12 protein-coding genes and 1 pseudogene are annotated in these 17,927 nt (G+C 68.1%); 2 read left to right on the forward strand and 11 right to left on the reverse strand.

Annotated elements, in window-relative coordinates; genetic code table 11:
* The 9 genes from DMC18_RS22510 to zwf all read right to left on the reverse strand — a co-directional run.
* The coding region (locus DMC18_RS22510) for a glycoside hydrolase family 3 protein (RefSeq protein WP_146218174.1) at positions 1-891 on the reverse strand (891 nt) is incomplete at its 3' end.
* Between the two features lie 394 nt (positions 892-1,285).
* The gene (locus tag DMC18_RS22515) at positions 1,286-2,794 is read right to left on the reverse strand and encodes a tryptophan halogenase family protein (RefSeq protein WP_110133325.1); all 1,509 of its coding nucleotides are present in this window, start codon (positions 2,792-2,794) and stop codon (positions 1,286-1,288) included.
* A gap of 80 nt (positions 2,795-2,874) precedes the next feature.
* Positions 2,875-5,829, reverse strand: coding sequence for a TonB-dependent receptor (locus DMC18_RS22520; protein WP_110133326.1), 2,955 nt, complete (start codon positions 5,827-5,829; stop codon positions 2,875-2,877).
* Positions 5,830-6,189: 360 nt separating this feature from the next.
* Complete coding sequence (locus DMC18_RS22525; RefSeq protein ID WP_110119352.1) at positions 6,190-9,117, reverse strand: TonB-dependent siderophore receptor; 2,928 nt, start codon at positions 9,115-9,117, stop codon at positions 6,190-6,192.
* Between the two features lie 348 nt (positions 9,118-9,465).
* The gene (locus DMC18_RS22530; RefSeq protein ID WP_110119353.1) at positions 9,466-10,488 is read right to left on the reverse strand and encodes a LacI family DNA-binding transcriptional regulator; all 1,023 of its coding nucleotides are present in this window, start codon (positions 10,486-10,488) and stop codon (positions 9,466-9,468) included.
* 257 nt (positions 10,489-10,745) lie between these two features.
* On the reverse strand, positions 10,746-11,735 hold the full coding sequence (gene glk / locus DMC18_RS22535; protein WP_110119354.1) for a glucokinase: 990 nt from the start codon (positions 11,733-11,735) through the stop codon (positions 10,746-10,748).
* 16 nt (positions 11,736-11,751) lie between these two features.
* Entirely contained in the window at positions 11,752-13,563 is a 1,812-nt protein-coding gene (edd, locus tag DMC18_RS22540) for a phosphogluconate dehydratase (protein WP_110119355.1), read from the reverse strand.
* 4 nt (positions 13,564-13,567) lie between these two features.
* Positions 13,568-14,269 carry a 6-phosphogluconolactonase gene (pgl, locus tag DMC18_RS22545; RefSeq protein WP_370444011.1) on the reverse strand — a complete coding sequence of 234 codons (702 nt, stop codon included), beginning with the start codon at positions 14,267-14,269 and terminating at the stop codon, positions 13,568-13,570.
* Positions 14,269-15,735, reverse strand: a complete 1,467-nt coding sequence (gene zwf / locus DMC18_RS22550) for a glucose-6-phosphate dehydrogenase (RefSeq protein WP_110119356.1) — start codon at positions 15,733-15,735, stop codon at positions 14,269-14,271. Before zwf ends, pgl begins: the two co-directional genes overlap by 1 nt.
* 312 nt (positions 15,736-16,047) lie before the next feature.
* Here zwf and DMC18_RS22555 point away from each other — a divergent pair, with 312 nt between their 5' ends.
* Positions 16,048-16,560: a GNAT family N-acetyltransferase gene (locus DMC18_RS22555; RefSeq protein WP_110119357.1), complete on the forward strand. Its 513-nt coding sequence runs from the start codon at positions 16,048-16,050 to the stop codon at positions 16,558-16,560.
* 25 nt (positions 16,561-16,585) lie between these two features.
* Positions 16,586-16,738, forward strand: a pseudogene (locus DMC18_RS27355) (hypothetical protein); the annotation flags it as partial.
* 15 nt (positions 16,739-16,753) lie between these two features.
* Here DMC18_RS27355 and DMC18_RS26685 read toward each other — a convergent pair.
* Positions 16,754-16,903: a hypothetical protein gene (locus tag DMC18_RS26685; protein WP_199232610.1), complete on the reverse strand. Its 150-nt coding sequence runs from the start codon at positions 16,901-16,903 to the stop codon at positions 16,754-16,756.
* A 66-nt stretch (positions 16,904-16,969) separates the two neighbouring features.
* Positions 16,970-17,848 (reverse strand): transglutaminase family protein, encoded by an 879-nt coding sequence (locus DMC18_RS22560; RefSeq protein WP_110119358.1) that lies wholly within the window; start codon positions 17,846-17,848, stop codon positions 16,970-16,972.
* Positions 17,849-17,927: the final 79 nt, after the last annotated feature.

Below are 17,927 nucleotides of genomic sequence, written 5' to 3' on the forward strand. Positions count from 1 at the left end.
GAACGAGGCCATCACCGTCAGGATGCCGGCGTCGATGCTGGGCGGATAGCCCTGGGCGTGGACGGAAACGAGTTCCTGCTCGGAGATCAGGGCGTCGCCCTGGTCGCGGCCGTCATGGGTGCCGCCGTCGGCGAGGAAATGCTTGGCGCTGCCGGCGATGCGGCCCGGCGCGATCGGCTTGCCGGGAACGAGCTTGCCTTGCAGGCCCTGGGTCATCGGCCCCGAATAGCTGGCGACGATCTCCGGATCCTCGCCATAGCCTTCGTAGGAGCGGCCCCAGCGGTCGTCGCGGGGCACGGCCACCGTCGGGCCGAAGGTCCAGTCGCCGCCGGCCACGGCCACTTCTTCGGCGGTCGCCTGGCCGATGCGCTCAATCAGGGCCGGGTCGCGCATCGCGCCCAGGCCGACGTTGTGCGGGAAGATCGTCGCCCCGACGATGTTGTTGTGGCCGTGCACGGCGTCGATGCCGAACAGCAGCGGGATCGGCGTGCGGCCCGGACGCTTGGCCAGGGCCTCCTTGCGGTAGGCGTCGATCAGGTCGGTCCAGGCCTTGGGCGTGGCGCGGTCGTTGCCGTCGGGCGCCGAGTTGCCGCCGGCCAGGATCGAGCCCAGCGGATAGGTCGCCAGGTCCGCCGGGGTCATCGAGGCGATGTCGCCCTGGATCGTCTGGCCGACCTTCTCCTCGACGCTCATCTTCTTCATCAGGTCGGTGATGAAGGCTTCGGTCCTGGCGTCGGTGATGCTGGCCGGGCTCTTGGCCGCGGGCCAGGCCTCGGGGTGGGCGGTCGTCTGCGGCGTGGTCGCGATCAGGGGCTGGGCCAGCACGGGCAAGGCCAGACCGGCGGCCAGGGCCGGCAGCGAGGCGCGAAGAAGCAGGCGACGAAGGTTCATGGCGGGGCCCCTGGATCGAGAGACTGGAAAGCGGAAAAGAACGGCGCGGCGGATCCGCCGCGCCGCAGTGGGAGCAACCCCTTGCAGGAGGGGTCTCCAGAGGTCCGCCCGACGACCGGGGGGGACCGGCGGCCGTCGGGCGTCATCCCCACCGACGGAGGGCGTCGGCGCTGGAGCGGGATGAAGACGATGCACTCAGGAGGACCGGGCGCGGTTTCGCGCCGCACGGCCCCAACGGTTTCCTTCCCTTGTTTCTTTTCGATCCGCCGCGCCCAGAGCCTGTCGAGGCGTTCGGCGATAGCGGTCACATGAGCCAGACACCATGAATTGACAGCGCTGTCCATCCTCTTTTGACTGTCATGGAAGCCTCGCTCCAGGATCGTCTTTTCGCTGTTCAAGCCGCCGGCCGGGCCCGCGCGGCGATGGCGTCGAGCACCGCCTCATGGGTCGCCGCCTCGGCCACGCCCTGCGCCACCCTGCCCCGCCAGCCGACCAGCCCGGCCCTCGTTTCGGCGAGGTTGGAGAAGTTCACTAGCGGGTCATAAGCCGCCGGCCGCACGCCCATCCCCTCCAGCACGTAGAACCACGACAGGTCGGTGAAGAGCTCGCCTGGCCGGAACGGAATGCGGCCCGTGCCGCGATAGAGCTCCAGCCGCTCGGCCAGGGTGTCGGGGATCGCCGCCGCCCGCTCGCGCCAGAACGGCTCGTCGCGGCGGGTCGGCTGGTAGTGCAGCACGATGAAGTCGCGCGCGGCCTCGTACTCGGCGATCAGGGCGGCGTTGTAGGCGGCGATGTTGGCCGGGTCGAAATCCTTGTCGGGGAAGTGGTCGAGCAGCTTCATCAGGCCGCTGGTCACGAAGTGGATGCTGGTCGACTCCAGCGGCTCCAGGAAGCCCGAGGCCAGGCCCAGGGCCACGACGTTGCGGCTCCAGAACGCCTTGCGCCGCCCGCCCTTGAACCGCAGGAAGCGCGGCTCCGACAGCAGCGGCCCGGCCTCGCGGGCAAGATCGGCCAGGGCCTCGTCGTCGCCGACATGGGCGCTGGAATAGACATAGCCGTTGCCGGTGCGATGGCGCAGCGGGATCCGCCAGCGCCAGCCGGCCGGCCGCGCCGCGGCCTGGGTGAAGGGCGGCGGGTTCGGGTCCCGCGCCGTCAGGCCGGCCACCGCCCGGTCGCAAGGCAGCCAGCGGCTCCAGTCCTCGTAGCCGGTCTTCAGCGCCTCCTCGATCAGCACGCCGCGAAAGCCGCTGCAGTCGATGAAGAGATCGGCCGCCAGATGGCCGCCGCCCTTCAGGGCCAGGGCCTCGACGAAGCCGTCATCGCGCAGCACCGCGCCCTCGACCTTGCGCTCCAGACGCGTGACGCCGCGGCGCTCCGACCAAGTCCGCAGGAAGCGCGCCACCAGGCCGGCGTCGAAATGCAGAGCGTGGCGCAGGCCGCCGCTCGGCCCCACGCCCCCGGCCCGGGGATCGGCGAAGGCCATCCTGCCGGCGTCGCCCAGGGCGGCCGACAGGCTGTAGGCCTCGACGCGGGGATCATCGCCCGCCGCCCGCAGCCTGTGCCACATGTTGTGAAAGGGCCGCCGGTCGATCGTGGGGCCGAAGGTCCCGAACGGATGCCAGTAGCGCTCGCCGGGCGTGGTCCAGTCGTCGAAGCGGATGCCGAGCTTGAAGGTGCCCTCGGTGGCGACCATGAACTCGGCCTGGTCGATCTCCAGCAGCCGCAGGAAGTCGACGATCGGCGGGATGGTGGCCTCGCCCACTCCCACGGTCGGGATGTCGGCGCTCTCGACCAGGGTGATCGAGGTTCCCGTCCCGCGCAGCACCTGGGCCAGGACGGCCGCGGCCATCCAGCCCGCCGTGCCGCCGCCCAGAATGGCGATGGAGCCGATCGCGCGATCCATGCCGCCCTCTCCCGCTCGCTCTTGGAAGACAGAAAAGAACGCCGGCGGCGGCTTGCAGCCCGCCGCCGGCGCAGGGTGGTCTAGAGGCCCAGCTTGAACCGCGCGCCCAGCACGATCCGGCGGTCGCCGGTGGCGTAGCGGAACGGCAGGTTCTCCCACTGCAGGTAGCGGCCGGTGGGCTCCTCGGTCAGGTTGATGCCCTCCAGCACGATCTTGATCGCGGGGGTCACCGCATAGCCGACCTGGGCGTCGAGCTGGCCATACGCCCGCTCCCAGGTGCCCAGCCTGTGGGTGTCGGTCCCCGAGCCGAACGAGAAGTCGCCCTGGTAGCTCTTGTCGCGCCAGGCGTAGGACACCCGGGCCTCGAAGCCGTGACCTTCGTAGTAGCCCTGCAGGTTGAAGGCGTGCTTGGCGACGCCCGGGATCGGCAGGTTGCTGTCGTAGTCGTTCGACTTGTCGGTCTCGGAGTCGGAGTAGGTGTAGTTGGCGTTGAAGCCGAACCCGTTCTCGAAGGCGTACTGAGCCGCCAGTTCGATACCCTTGATCGTGCCGCCCTCGCCGTTGATCGGCTGGGTGAAGATGCCCAGGGTCGCGCCCTCGACCGACCCGTCGGCCACGGTGCGCGGCGCGGTCTCGTCCTGGATGAACGAGTCGACGCTCTTGTAGAAGAACGCCCCCGACACGATGCCGCTGGCGCCGAAATAGCGCTCGTAGGCGATGTCGAACTGCGAGGCGCGGTACGGGTCGAGCTGCGTGTTGCCGCCGCTGCCGTTGGTATAGAGGAAGCGGTCCTGGTTCGGCCCCGGCGTGGTGCTGCGGGTGTAGTTGTAGGACGCGCCCTGCCCCAGCTGGAACAGGTCCTGGCGGGAGACGACGCGGGCCGCCGAGACGCGCACCTTGTCGGTATCGTTGATGTCGAACACCGCGCTCGCGCTGGGCAGGACGTCGGTATATTCGCGCGTCGTCTTGATCGAGTCAGGATTGGCGATGACGCCGTTCCAGCTGTCGGTGCCCCAGTACCAGGGCGAGGCCGGGGTGTCGCTGGAGTCGATGTTCAGCTCGGTGCGGACCACGCGGACGCCGGCGTTGACGTGATAGCGGTCGTCGCGGCCGCCCAGGTCGGCCATGGCGTAGCCGGTGGTGGTCTTTTCCTTGATCCGGAAAGACTGGATCGGGTCGACGAACTTCTTGAACGGCGTCGAGGAATAGAGGTTCGAGAGCCAGGCGACCGGGTTGCTCATCTGGCTGCGGTTCTGGAACAGCGCGGTTATGCCGCCCACCGTCAGGGTCTCGAAGCGCTCGGGATTGGTCGCCGCGGTCTGGTAGGGCGTGATCAGGGCCGGCGAGTCGCCGAAGCGGCCGCCCGCCGAACAGGTCGGACGCCCGGGGGTGCCCACCGGCAGGTTACACGAGGCGTAGCCGATGGCCCCGTCCTGGAAGTAGCCGTAGGGCGTCCAGTCGCCCAGCCCCAGGGCGTGGGCGTTCAGCTCGCCCTTGACCGAATAGTCGGCCAGCAGCTGCCAGAACTCGGAGTCGATCTTGCGCTCGGCGTAGCGGGCGCCGGCGCTCAGCACCAGGTTGCCGCTCTCGCCGAACTCGGGACGGAACTTCAGGTCGCCGCGGATCGAGGTGTTGTCGATCTGGGTGTCTTCACCGAACACCCAGTGCGACTTGGCGAACACGCTCGACGGCGTGGTGAACTGGGCCGGATTGGCCGGGGTGAACTTCGGATTGTCGCCGTTGGCGTAGCTGAAGGTGAAGGTCGCCGGAGCCGTGGCGTTGGGCACCAGACCCGCCGAAGTGCCGTTGCGCACCGTGTACTGGGTGTAGCGCACGTCGTTGTTGGCGCTGGCGCTGGTGTAGTCGGCGGTCGAGTAGGCCGCGCGCACGCTGCCGCTCAGCCGCCCGCCGTTGTCCCAGTTCAGGGCGAACTGGAAGTTGTCGGTCTTGGCCTCGGCGTCCTGGAAGTACGAGGTGCCCTCGGCTGAGTTGGCGGTGACCGTGCCGCTTTGCAGCACGCCGTCGCCGTCGACGGTCGCGCCCGTGGCGTAGGTGGCGTTCTCGTTGGCGAACGGGAACTTGATCGAGGCTTCGCTGGTCTTGATCTTCAGGTCCGAGTGGAACCAGTCGGCCGTCAGCTGCACCGAGTCGGTCAGAGCGAAGTCCAGGTTCACCGAGGCGCCGAGGCGTTCGCGCTCCTGGTCGCGATAGGTGGCGTAGCGGTATTCCGGCGACCACACGTCGAGGGTCCCGCCGCCGACCACCGGCCGGTCGTTGAACGCCCAGCCGCCGCGGTTCTCGCCGCCCAGCACGTCGGTGTGGATCTCGGTCTTGTCGTACGAGATCGTGCCCAGCACGGCGAAGCGATCGCTGAACTTGTAGCCCAGCACCAGCGAACCAGTCGGGTTCCAGTCGGTGTCGCCGGCCTTGTTGCCGCGCAGGTCGCCGGCGATCGTCACGTCGTCGCGCAGGGACCGGGCGTTGCGGGTCTTCAGGTTGACCACGCCGCCCAGACCGCCTTCCAGCAGCGAGGCGTCGGGCGACTTGTAGACGTCGACACCGCCGATCAGTTCAGACGGAATGCCTTCCAGCGAGTTGGTCTGCTTGGTCTTGCCCTCGCCCAGGCGGAAGAGCTCCAGGCCCGACACGAAGATGTCGTTGTTCAGCACCGTGACGTTCTGGTCGAGGCCGCGGATGCGGACCTTGGTGCCCTGGCCGTTCTCGCGGTCGATCTGCACGCCGGGCAGGCGCTGCAGCGACTCGGCGATGTTCTGGTCGGGGAACTTGCCCATGTCCTCGGCGGTGACCGACTCGATGATCAGGTTCGAGTTCTTCTTGGCGTTCAGCGCGCTTTGCAGCGAGGCGCGGAAGCCGGTGACGATCACAGCCTCAACTTCTGATGGTTCTTGCGCCGCGGCCGGAGCCGCCGCATCGGTGGCCGCGGTCTGGGCCAAGGCCTGGCCCGCACTCAGCAGAACGACCGTGGAGGCCGCCGCCATCAGCGCGGCCCTGGTCGCGTAAGTCTTCGAAATCATGAGCATTCCCCTAGATTGCGGCCGCAGAGAGCCGATCTCCGCCGACAGCGTCGACGCAGTGAGTTCGCCAAGTTTTCGGGATGCCTTGCGCATCCTCCCTTGTTCTCCGGCCCTTCTGGGGAGCCGGCGACTGCAACCTATGAGTAATGCGACAGCGCTGTCAATGGACAACGCTGTCAATCGCGTAACAAAATTCGCTTTCCGTAATTGTACTACTTATCCGCTAAATCCGTCAGCCCTTGCACCACAAGGTGGCGCGACGCTCGCCCTGCCCTGAAAAAAGAAACGCCCCGGCGCACGAGGCGCCGGGGCGTCCACCGTCACGGACAGGCAAGCGTCCGCGACGGGCTGGCGACCGGGCTAGAAATCGGCCGACAGGGCGATGAACACGTGGCGACCCAGCGAGTCGTACATGCCCGGATAGGTGTTGGCGTTGCCGTACGGCGCGCTGGAGACGCCGTAGCCGGAGCTGTCGAGGACGGGCGGATCCTTGTCGAACAGGTTGTTGACCCCCACCCGCACGGTGTTGCCCTTCACCTTGAAGCTCGTGGTGAGGTCGAAGTAGTTGTAGGCCTCGATCTTGGCGTCGAGGGCGTCATAGAAGCCGTCGCCGCCCGTCAGGAACGGATCCGACGTGTTCATGTCGAGCTTCGAGCTTCCGATGTAGCGCCAGGCCAGAGACAGCTCGACGTCCTTCCACGGGGTTTCCCAGGTGGTGCGGAAGTTGTGGCGCCAGGCCGGCTGCGGCAGGCCGCAGGTCGGGCCGTACAGGCCCTTGCAGTCATAGCTGCCCAGGCCCGGCAGCGGCTCGGTGCGGTACTTGTCGCGATAGCCGCCGGTCAGCTCGAACTTCAGCCCGCCCCACTCGCGGCCGCCCATCGCCGGCAGTTCGACCGAGTAGTTGGCGTTGATGTCGACGCCGCTGGTCCACAGGTAGCCGGTGTTGAGGTTGGTGCTGACGATGTAGCCGTCGGTGCCGATCAGCGAGCCGCTGCTGGAGCGGTGGATCAGCTTGCAGAAGTAGTCCGCGCCGGTGGTCAGGCACTGGCTGAGGATCACGGTCGGCGAGATGCCGCCGATCACGTCGGTGACCTTGATGTCGTACCAGTCCAGCGACAGGCTGAAGCGCGGCAGGAAGGCCGGGGTCAGCACCACGCCGATCGACTTGGTGTCGGCCTTCTCGGGCTTCAGTTCCTCGTTGCCGCCATAGAGCTCGTTGCACTGGCTGGAGGGGCATTCGCTGATCACGCCGGTGCCGTACTGGGCGGCGGTGACGCCGGTCGCCTGGCACTGGGTCAGGGTCGCCGTCGGGCTGGTGCCGGCGCAGGGGTCCGAACCACCGAACAGGCCGATGCCCTGCGGGGTGTAGAGCTCGAGGATGTTCGGCGCGCGGACGGCGCGGTTGTAGCTGGCGCGCACCCGCACCTGGTCGTCGGGGCTCCAGGTCAGGCCGAACTTGTAGCTCTGGGTCTCGCCGGCGGTGCTGTAGTTGGACCAGCGGTAGCCGGTCTCGAAGTCCAGCGCCTTGACGAACGGCATGTCCGACAGCAGCGGCGCGCGCAGCTCGCCGAACACTTCGCCGACGTTGAAGGCGCCCTTGACCGGCACGGTGCCGGCTTCCTGGGCCACCTCGTCGGCGGTGTAGTTCAGGGTCTGGCGACGATATTCCGCGCCGAGGGCCACGCCCACGCCGTGGCTCGCCCAGGGGCTCTTGATCCCATAGCCGGTCAGGTCGCCGCTCAGCGAGCCGCTGGCGATCGACTCGGTGGTCGAGCCGCCGGTGGTGCTGACCGCGCCGATATAGGCCAGGGCCGCGTCGCTGACGTTGCCGACCGTGAAGATGTCCAGCGGCACGCACGACGGGTCGGTGCCGTCGACGACGGACTTGCAGGTCGCCACGCCGTTGACGTTGACCACCTGCAGGGCGTTGTTGATCCGCGCCGTCGAGTATTCGCCGACCGTGCGCTGGGCGAACTCGGCCCGGCTGTACTGGATGTAGTTGTCGTACGACCAGGCGTCGTTGAGATCGCCGCGAACGCCCAGCGTGCCGCGATAGCTGCGGTGCTTCAGCGTGTACTGGCGCGGCCCGCCCGCTGTCAGGCGATAGCCCAGGTCGCTCATGGTGACGCTGTCGGTCGAGGTGGTCGATCCGCAGAGGATGCCCTTCTGCTGGTCCGACATCAGCGGGTTGTCGCAGTTGATCGTGTATTCGGTGCCGCGCCACAGGCCGGCCGGCGCGATCTGGGCGGTCGTCTTGTCCTCGACGAAGGTGGTGTCGAGATAGACGTCGGCCTTGGGATTGACCTCGTAGTGGGCGAACTCGCCCAGGGTGTAGCGCTTGTCCGAGCGCTGCAGGTAGTTGTACGGGCCGAAGTTGAAGGCGTCGGCCGAGGTGTAGGCCCGGAACGTGCCGCTGCTGGTGGTCGTGTAGCGCGTGCCGCCGATGTTGAAGAAGCCGGTGGCGGCGTTGGACGAGCCGACGCAGGCCGGGCTCGTTCCGGCGTTGGAGATCGAGCAGGCCGAGTAGTCGCGGCTGTCCTGCGTCACCGCCGACGACTGCCGGTAGCCGCCGAACACCGTCAGATTGCCCTTGTCGTCGGGCGTGTTGAAGCCGGCGGCGATGTTGTAGTCATAGACGAAGCCGTCGTTCACCCACTCGTCGGGCTTGGTGTAGCCGCTGGAATCGAGCAGCGCGCGCTCGGCGGAATCGTTGTTGTGGTGGTTGTTGAAGCTGACCGAGGCGTTCAGCTTCACCCCCTCCAGGTCGTGCTTCATGATGAAGTTGACGACCCCGGCCACGGCGTCCGAGCCGTAGACCGCCGAGGCCCCGCCGGTCACCACGTCGACGCGCTCGACCAGCGCCGCGGGAACCGTGTTGAGGTCGGCGACCGGGAAGGTCGGGTCGCCGGGCACCAGGCGCCGGCCGTCCATCAGCACCAGGGTGCGGGCCGCCCCCAGGCCGCGCAGGTCGACCGAGGCCGTGCCGGTCGCGCCGTTCGACGTCGCCGAGGTGTAGCCCGAGGTCACCTGCGGCAGGCTGTTGAGCATCGTCTCGACATTGGTGACGCCCTGCTTGGCGATCTCGTCCTTGCCGATGCTGGTCAGCGGGCTGATCGAGGTCAGGTTCGGCTGGCGGATCCGCGAGCCGGTGACGACGATCTGCTCCACCTCGGCCGGTTCGTCGGGACTGCCTGAGGTGGTGGTTTGGGCGGCGGCCGTCAGCGCTATGGCGCTGGCGCTGGCCAGGATTCCGAGGCCCAGAACGCCTCGTCGATAGCGCAGCTTCATTTAGTTCCCCATTGCTGTAACGCCCGCTCCCGGGGCGCCTGGGGAAATGGTGGAACGGCGGAATATCGGATTCAATAAACGGTATACGATGAAGGCTGATTTCAGCGAACATTGTCCGCGCGGCCACACCTTTGGCGCCCGAAATCTAGTCAGCTAGAGAGATGGAAACGCGTGATCCTGGAAAGATCAGACACGGTAATCGGAAAAGTAGCGTCCCGATATTTTTGCGCAATGTTGCACCGGCTACTGCCGTGCTCTCGATTGGTCTTGGAAGGTCGAATCCGACCCAGGCGCGATTCGAGCGTGATACGAGAAATCTCTGTAGAGCGCGCGCCTGACGGTTGAGCTTCAGCCCGCCGCCGGGCCGGTCGACTCCCGGACCACCAGCTCGAAGTCGAGCAGGCGCGAGGGCGGCGGAGCCCCCTCCTCGCCCTTCAGGTCGCCGCTGAGCAGCAGGTCGGCCGCCGCCGCCGCCATGGCCTGGATCGGCTGGCGCACGGTGGTCAGCTGCGGCCAGACGACCTTGGCGCCGGGGGTGTCGTCGAAGCCGGCCACCGACAGGGTCTCGGGCACATTCAGGCGCAGGCGGTTGGCCACGGCCATCACGCCCAGGGCCATGTCGTCGTTGGAGGCGAAGATCGCCGTCGGCCGGTCGTCGCCCGCCAGCAGGGTCTCGGCCGCCTCGAAGCCCGAGCGGAACGAGAAGTAGCCCTGGGCCACGCGGTCCTCCCGCACAGTCAGGCCGTGGTCGGCCATGGCCTTGGCGTAGCCGTCGTAGCGCAGGTGTGCCGCGCCGTGGTCGGGGTGGCCCTTGATGAAGGCGATGTCCTTGTGGCCCAGCTTGATCAGGTGGGCCGTCATGTCATAGGCGGCGGCCACATCGTCCATGCGCACATAGGCCGAGCGGTCGAGATCCTTGTCCGGCGACAGCCGCACATACGGAACCCCTTCGCTGTCCAGCACGGCCAGCACCCGGGCGTTGTCGCAGACCGGCGGCGTCAGGATCACCCCGTCCATGCGCAGGGTGGCCAGCATCGGCTCCACCTGCTCCTCGATGTCGCCAGTGGAATCGAGCGGCTCGACGATCAGGTGATAGCCCTCCGTCCGACACCGTCCGATCGCCCCCAGTTGCACGTCGGTGACGTAGGCGGGACTCGGGTTGTCGAAGAACACGCCGATCAGATAGGCCTTCGAACCCGCCAGGCTGCGGGCCGAGATGTTGGGCCGATAGTTCAGCGACGCCACCGCCTCCTGCACCCGGTCGCGGGTGTCGGCCTTGACGTTGGGCTCGCGGTTGAGCACCCGCGACACGGTCTTGATCGATACGCCCGACAGGCGGGCGACGTCGTGGATCGTAACCTTGGCGTTCAAGTAAGGGCCTCGCGCGGCGTGATTCAGCCTTCAAGCGAGACAACAGGCCATGACAACCTTGTCAAGGCGACCCCTTTTTGGACGGGGCTGCTGAAAACGGCGGTTCGGGGCTCTCGCCAAGAGACCGCCCCTACCCCGAAAGTTCCCCGCGAAGGCGGGGATCCAAGCCGAATCCGCGGGTCGATCCGCGGCCTCGCCACATCCTGAAAGCCAGCTTGGACCCCCGCCTGCGCGGGGGTGCTCGGAGAGAAGAAACCCTACGAAATCGACGCCTGGCCGTCCGGCGTCATCGCCACCGCCGCCCCGATCAGGGCGGTATGGGGATGCAGGATCACGTGGGTCGGGATGGCCTTCACATAGTCCGACAGGCGGCCCTTGGCCTCGAAGCGCTCGCGGAAGGCGCTGGCTTCCAGCAGGTCGACGATCCGGGGCGCGATGCCGCCGGCGATGAACACCCCGCCCCGCGCGCCCAGCGCCAGGGCCAGATCCCCCGCCGTCGAGCCAAGGATGGCGCAGAACCGCTCGACCGTAGTCTTGCAGCATTCGCGGCCGGCCACGGCGCCTTCGGTGATCGCCTTGGCGGCCAGCTCCTCGACGGGACGGCCCTCGATCTGGGCCAGCAGGACGTGCAGGTCCTCCATGCCCTGGCCGGCCAGGATCCGCTCGACCGACACGCGGCCGTACTTGGCCTGCAGGCCGCGCAGGATCTCGATCTCGATGTCGTCGACCGGGGCGAACGAAATGTGGCCGCCCTCGGTGGTCAGCGGGGTGTCGCAGCCGTGGCGGCGCACCATGCCGGCGGCGCCGAAGCCGGTGCCCGGGCCGATGATGGCGAGATCCCCTTCGCCCGAGGTCGGCAACGGGCCGATCTGGCGCAGGTCCTTGGGCGACAGGCGCGGCGCGGCCAGGGCCTGGGCCGTGAAGTCGTTGATCAGCCGGGCGTTACGGAAGCCGCCCGTGCGGCGCAGGCTGTCTTCCGACAGGCGCCAGTCGATGTTGGTGAAGTGAACGGCGCCATGCTCGATCGGGCCCGCCACCGCGACCACGGCCTGGTCGGGGTGCTTGACCCCCACCTTGGCCAGATAGTCCTCGATGGCGTCCTCGGCCGTGTCGTAGTCCTCGCCCTTGTAGGCGGTGGGCTCGATCAGCCGGGGATCGGGGCCGTCGAAATCGACCAGGGCGAAGCGGGCGTTGGTGCCGCCGATGTCCCCGACCAGGCCCAGCCCGTGTGCGTTGGCGCCGTTCATGGGTTTCCCGTTCCCTTTAAGCAAACAGCACGGACGCGCCGGCGTCGGCGGCGCCGACCCCGTGTCGCATCCAGCTGAAAAGTTCGCGCCCGAAGCCCGGCTTGGACGCCGGGACTGGTGCAGGCGTGCGGGCGAGGAGTTCAGCCTCGTCCACATGGATGAAAAGCTCGCCGGTGTCGGCGTTCATGGTGATCACGTCGCCGTCCTGGACGTAGGCCAGCGGACCGCCCTTGGCGGCTTCCGGCGTCACGTGGATGGCGGCCGGCGTCTTGCCCGAGGCGCCCGACATGCGGCCGTCGGTGACCAGCGCCACCTTGAAGCCGCGATCCAGCAACACCGAGATCGACGGCGACAGGTTGTGCAGCTCGGGCATGCCGTTCGCGGAAGGACCCTGGAAGCGCACCACGACGACGACGTCGCGCTCCAGCTCGCCGCGCTTGAAGGCGGCGATGAAGTCTTCCTGCTCCTGGAACACGGCGGCGGGCGCGGTGATCACATGGTGCTCGGGCTTCACGGCCGAGATCTTGATCACGCCGCGCCCCAGGTTCCCGGCCAGCAGCTTGAGGCCGCCTTCCTTGCTGAAGGGGTTGTCGACCGGGCGCAGGATGGCCTCGTCCAGCGAGGTCTCCGGGCCTTCGCGCCACTTCAGCTCGTCGCCGTCCAGGTAGGGCTCCTGGTGATAGTTCGACAGGCCGGGACCGGCGATGGTCAGCACGTCCTCGTGGGCCATGCCGGCCTTCAACAGTTCGCGCACCACGAAGGCCATGCCGCCGGCGGCCTGGAAGTGGTTCACGTCGGCCGAGCCGTTCGGATAGACCTTGGCCAGCAGCGGCACGGCCTTGGAGATGTCGTCCAGGTCTTCCAGGGTCAGGATGATCCCGGCCGCCCGGGCCATGGCCACGATGTGCAAAGCCAGGTTGGTCGAGCCGCCGGTGGCCATCAGGCCGACCACGCCGTTGACCACGGCCTTCTCGTCGATCACCCGGCCGACCGGGATCCAGTCGTTGCCCTTATGGGTGACGGCGGCGACGCGGCGGGCCGATTCCTTGACCAGGGCGCTGCGCAGCGGGGTGTTGGGATGCACGAAGGCCGAGCCCGGCAGGTGCAGGCCCATCAGCTCCATCAGCATCTGGTTGGTGTTGGCCGTGCCGTAGAAGGTGCAGGTGCCCGGGCCGTGATAGCTGGCGCTCTCGGCGGCCAGCAGTTCGTCGCGGCCGACCTTGCCCTCGGCGTAGAGCGCACGGATGCGGGCCTTCTCGGAATTGGGCAGGCCCGAGGTCATCGGACCGGCCGGCACGAACACCGCCGGCAGGTGGCTGAAGGCCAGGGCGCCAATCACCAGGCCCGGCACGATCTTGTCGCAGACGCCCAGATACATGGCCGCGTCGAAGGCGTCGTGGGTCAGGGCGACGGCCGTGGCCATGGCGATGACGTCGCGCGAGAACAGCGACAGCTCCATGCCCGGACGGCCTTGGGTGACGCCGTCGCACATGGCCGGTACGCCGCCGGCGAACTGGGCCGTGGCGCCGACCTCGCGGGCGGCCTCCTTGATCAGCGCCGGATACTCTTCCAGCGGCTGGTGGGCCGACAGCATGTCGTTATAGGCCGAGACGATGCCCAGGTTGGGCGCGTTCGGATCCAGCGCCCGCACCTTGTCGGCCGCCGGCGAGGCGGCGAAGGCGTGGGCCCAGTTGGCGCACGACAGCTTGGCGCGACCCGGCTGGGCCAGGGCGGCGGCCTCCATCTGGGCGATGTAGGCCTCGCGGGTCGGGCGGCTGCGCTCGACGATCCGCTGGGTGATTTCGGCGATGACGGGATTGAGGGCCATCTGACTACTCCGCCCAGAGGATGCGGACCGGCACGCGGTCCTGATCGAGAATCTTGGCCACCGGCAGGCTCGGATCGACCGCGCCTTCCAGCAGTTCGCGCTTGGCCTGGCCGGTGACCAGCAGGACGATCAGCGACGTCTGAATCAACGCCTTGAAGGTCAAGCTGATCCGCGGAAGGTCGGGGGCCGGCTCGCCTTTCGGCACGGCCAGCACCAGGCGCTCGGCGTCGAGGTCCAGGCCCTCTTCCAGCACCGGGTTGCCGGGGAACAGCGAGGCGAAGTGGCCATCGCCCCCCACGCCCAGCAGAGTCACGCCGAACGGCAGGGCCTCGGCCACGCCAGCCTCGGCCGCCTCGGCCGCGGCCTGCGGCGAGGCCGGGTCGGCGTAGAGCGGCGCGAAGCTCGCCTTGGCGGCCTCCCCCTGCAACAGCGAGCGGCGCACGAGGCCCTCGTTGCTGCTCGGGTCCGACGGCGGCACGAAGCGCTCGTCGGTCAGGGTCACGGTCACCTTGTCCCAGGGCAGGGTCAGGGTGGCCAGGCGCTGGTAGACCGGCTCGGGCGTGGAGCCGCCGGTGGCGGCGAACCCGGCCTTGCCGTGGGTCGCCACCGTGGTGGTCAGGGCGTTGGCGAGCGTCGAGGCTGCGGCGTCGTACAGGGCCTCGCGGGTCGGGAAGACTTCGATCTTGGGCATGTTGCGCGTACCCATCACGACTTCCAGGCGCGGCCCTGCGGCGCGATCAGCGACGCGGCGCTGGCCGGACCCCAGGTGCCGGCGGCGTAGGGCGCCGGCTCGATATTGGCTTCGGCCCAGGCCTTGGCCACGCCGTCCACGAACCGCCACGCGGCCTCGACCTCGTCGCGACGCACGAACAGGGTGCGGTCGCCACGGAAGGCGTCCAGCAGCAGCTTCTCGTAGGCGATCCGGCGACGGCTGCCCGGGGCGGCCATGTTCAGCGACAGCGGCAGCGACTGCAGGCGCATGCCCTCTTCCGACAGGCCCGGACGCTTGGTCATCACGCTCAGCGAGATGTCTTCTTCCGGCTGCAGGTCGATGACCAGGCGGTTGGCCTGCATCTCGCCCTGGGTCACGGCGCCGAAGATGTTGTGCGGCACGGGCTTGAACTGCACGACGATCTGGGTGCGGCGGTCGGGCAGGTTCTTGCCGGTGCGCAGGAAGAACGGAACGCCCGCCCAGCGCCAGTTGTCGATGCCGACCTTCATGGCCACGAAGGTCTCGGTCTTGGAGCCCTTGCCCACCTCTTCGAGATAGCCGGCCCGGGCCGTGCCCTCGACCACCCCGGCCACGTACTGGCCGCGGACGGTGTCGTGCGCCACGTTGTCCTTGGTGAAGGGCCGCAGGGACCGCAGCACCTTGACCTTCTCGTCGCGGACGGCGTCGGGGTCGAATCCCGACGGGGCCTCCATGGCCACCAGGCACAGCAGCTGCAGAAGGTGGTTCTGAAGCATGTCGCGCAGGGCGCCGTACTCGTCGTAATAGGGCCAGCGGTCGCCGACCTTCTCGGTCTCGGCGATCGTGATCTGGACGTGGTCGATCGACTTGTTGTCCCACAGCGGCTCGAACAGCACGTTGGCGAACCGCAGGGCCGTCAGGTTCTGGACCGTCTCCTTGCCCAGATAGTGGTCGATGCGGAAGATCTGGCTCTCGTCGACCACGGCGCCGACCGCGGCGTTGGTGATCTTGGAGCTTTCGAGGTCGCGGCCGATCGGCTTTTCCAGGATCAGGCGCGTCGTGGGGCCGGTCAGGCCCGCGCTCTGCAGCGCCTGGCAGGCCGACGGATAGAGGCTGGGCGAAACGGCGAAGAAGATCACCAGCGAGTCGTGCGGGCCGATCTTGTCGGCCAGGGCCTTGGCCCCTTCCTCCTTGGTGATGTCGACCGGAAGATAGTCGAGGCGGGCGGCCAGGCGCTCCCAGGCGGCCTCTTCCACATTGGCGCGCTTGCCCAGGTGCTCGCGCACCAGCTGGCGGTAGCTGTCGCCGGTGAGGTCGCCGCGCGCCACGCCGAAGATCCGCAGGTCATGCGGCAGCAGCCGGTCGACTTCCAGGAAATACAGCGATGGCAGGAGCATGCGCAGGGCCAGGTCGCCGGCGCCGCCCAGCAGCACCAAAACCTCGCGGCCCGTTTCGCCGTCTTCGGTCTTTTTCTTGGTCACTTTTCGTCCACCCTATGACAACGTTGTCATGACATGCCCGTGCGCGCTTGGCAAGCACGCGGTCGACAAGAGCGCGTTAGGCGAAAGTGTTTGCGGTTTCGCCGCCTAACGCGCTCTCGCTTACCAACAGGAAGCCTGTTCATCCTGCTTGGATGGATTCCATCCAAGCAGGACAGGCTTCCGGCCCGGTAGCGACGTTCGGCGCGGCCCCTACCTAGGCGGTTTGTCGGGCTGTCGCCATAAGACCAATCGCTTTTCGAAAACGCGCGAGGGCGCTTGTCCGCCCAGCCTTTTTCGAGGCATCACCTGCCCATGAGCACGACCCTGCGCCGCGCCGTCGCCGAAGACGCGCAAACCCTGTCCGCCCTGGGGGCGCGCACCTTCACCGAGACCTTCGCGCACCTCTATCCTCCCGAGGACCTGGCGGCCTTCCTGGCCTACGCCTACGGCCTCGAGCGCACCCAGCGCGATCTCGCCGACCCCGACAAGGCCAGCTGGATCCTGGAGAAGGACGGAACGGCGATCGGCTACGCCCTGGCCGGTCCCTGCGACCTGCCCCATCCGGACGTCCAGGCCGACCACGGCGAGCTGAAGCGAATCTACGTGCTGAAGGACCACCAGGGCGGCGGCAACGGCTCACGCCTGCTGAACACGGTCCTGGACTGGCTGGAAAAGGACGGCCCGCGCCCCCTGTGGATCGGCGTCTGGTCCGAGAACTTCGGCGCCCAGCGCCTCTACGGCCGCATGGGCTTCACCAAGGTCGGCGAGTACTTCTTCCCGGTCGGCCAGGTGCGGGACCTGGAGTTCATCCTGCGGCGGGGGTGAACGCCCTTCTCTATCCGCTCCCTAAGCTCGTCATCCCGGCCGTAGCGAAGCGGAGAGCCGGGACCCAGGGGACTGGGCGCAGCAGTCAGATCGAGCGCCTCACGCAGAGGCCGCCACCGTGCGCCGGCCTCTGGGTCCCGGGTCTGCGGTCCGCTTCGCGGCCCTCCGCCCGGGATGACGATTTTTCGGTGACCTAGTGCCCCGGACGCGGCTCGAACGAGCGCTTCTCGTCCTTCAGGTCCACGCATTCCTTGGCCGGCTTCTGGCCGTGCTGGGCCTTGGGCTCGGACTTGGGGATGCAGTAGTTGGTCATCGGGTTCTGGTGTTGGAACGGCTTCGTCATCATGGCCTCGCCTCCCGCCTCAAATCTCATCCTGCGCGCCTTGCCGGCGCTTGTCGTTGATCTTCGTCATGCCGCTTCGCACAGCGCGTCCTGCTGCTGCACGTCGACCACCACGCTGAGTTCCGAAAGCCCCGGATCGCCGATCACCGTGCCCGACACCGGCAGGGCCTCGGCCGGGGTGCGGGTGGCCGCCACCCGGATCAGGTCCTCGGATTCCGCCAGGCCGTTGGTGGGATCGAACTCGGTCCAGCCGAGGTCGGGCAGGAACACCTCGCACCAGGCGTGGGTGGCCCCCGCCCCTCTCATGCCGCCATGCGAGGGGCTGTAGAGGTAGCCGGTGGCGAACACGGCCGCGTAGCCCAGTCGCCGCAGCGCCTCGACCATCAGCCAGGCGAAGTCGCGGCAGGTGCCCGCCCCGCGCGCCACGGTCAGGGCCGGGCTCTGGGTGCCTTCGGCGGCGCGAGCCTGGTACTCGAACTGGTCGTGGATGGTGGAGTTGAGCCGCAGCAGGAACTCCAGCGCCGGCTCGTCCGGCCGCTCCATCTGCTCGCGCAGCCAGCGCAGCATCACCCGGTCGGCGTCCTCGGTGGCGGGGCGGATGAAGGGGTCCAGCACCGCCCGGTCTTCGCGGCCGTAGACAATCGGCGAGACGGTGTGCGGGTCGGCCACGGCCTGGTCGGTCAGGGGCGCGGGAAAGCGGTCGATGACAAGGCGGCTGGTGATGGTCAGGAAGTCGGCCTTGCCTTCCGGCTGGAAGGTGCAGACGCAGTTGCCGTTGGCGTCGTAGCTCCACCGCGTCTGGCCGGGCAGCGAGGTCGCCAGCGACGCCTCGACGATGCGGATGGCGTGGCTGTCGCGCGGCCGGATCAGCAGCCGGTGCGGCCCGAACGCCACCGGGCGCTCGTAAGCGTATCGGGTCTCATGAGTGATGCCGAGCCGAGCCATGGGGCCACCTTAACCCTCGGCCTTGACGAACGTTCCTCACATACCGGTGATTCGTGCATATACGCTGAACCCTCTCTCT

This window comes from Caulobacter sp. D5 (genome assembly GCF_003185805.1).
In the GTDB taxonomy this organism is placed as follows: domain Bacteria; phylum Pseudomonadota; class Alphaproteobacteria; order Caulobacterales; family Caulobacteraceae; genus Caulobacter.

Excerpts from the sequence above, each read along its gene's own strand:
- DMC18_RS22555 (WP_110119357.1), top strand. The coding sequence starts at position 16,048 with ATGAGCACGACCCTGCGCCGCGCCGTCGCCGAAGACGCGCAAACCCTG.
- DMC18_RS22525 (WP_110119352.1), bottom strand. The coding sequence starts at position 9,117 with ATGAAGCTGCGCTATCGACGAGGCGTTCTGGGCCTCGGAATCCTGGCC.
- DMC18_RS22515 (WP_110133325.1), bottom strand. The coding sequence starts at position 2,794 with ATGGATCGCGCGATCGGCTCCATCGCCATTCTGGGCGGCGGCACGGCG.
- edd (WP_110119355.1), bottom strand. The coding sequence starts at position 13,563 with ATGGCCCTCAATCCCGTCATCGCCGAAATCACCCAGCGGATCGTCGAG.
- DMC18_RS22520 (WP_110133326.1), bottom strand. The coding sequence starts at position 5,829 with ATGATTTCGAAGACTTACGCGACCAGGGCCGCGCTGATGGCGGCGGCC.
- DMC18_RS22560 (WP_110119358.1), bottom strand. The coding sequence starts at position 17,848 with ATGGCTCGGCTCGGCATCACTCATGAGACCCGATACGCTTACGAGCGC.
- DMC18_RS26685 (WP_199232610.1), bottom strand. The coding sequence starts at position 16,903 with ATGACGAAGCCGTTCCAACACCAGAACCCGATGACCAACTACTGCATC.
- pgl (WP_370444011.1), bottom strand. The coding sequence starts at position 14,269 with ATGGGTACGCGCAACATGCCCAAGATCGAAGTCTTCCCGACCCGCGAG.
- glk (WP_110119354.1), bottom strand. The coding sequence starts at position 11,735 with ATGAACGGCGCCAACGCACACGGGCTGGGCCTGGTCGGGGACATCGGC.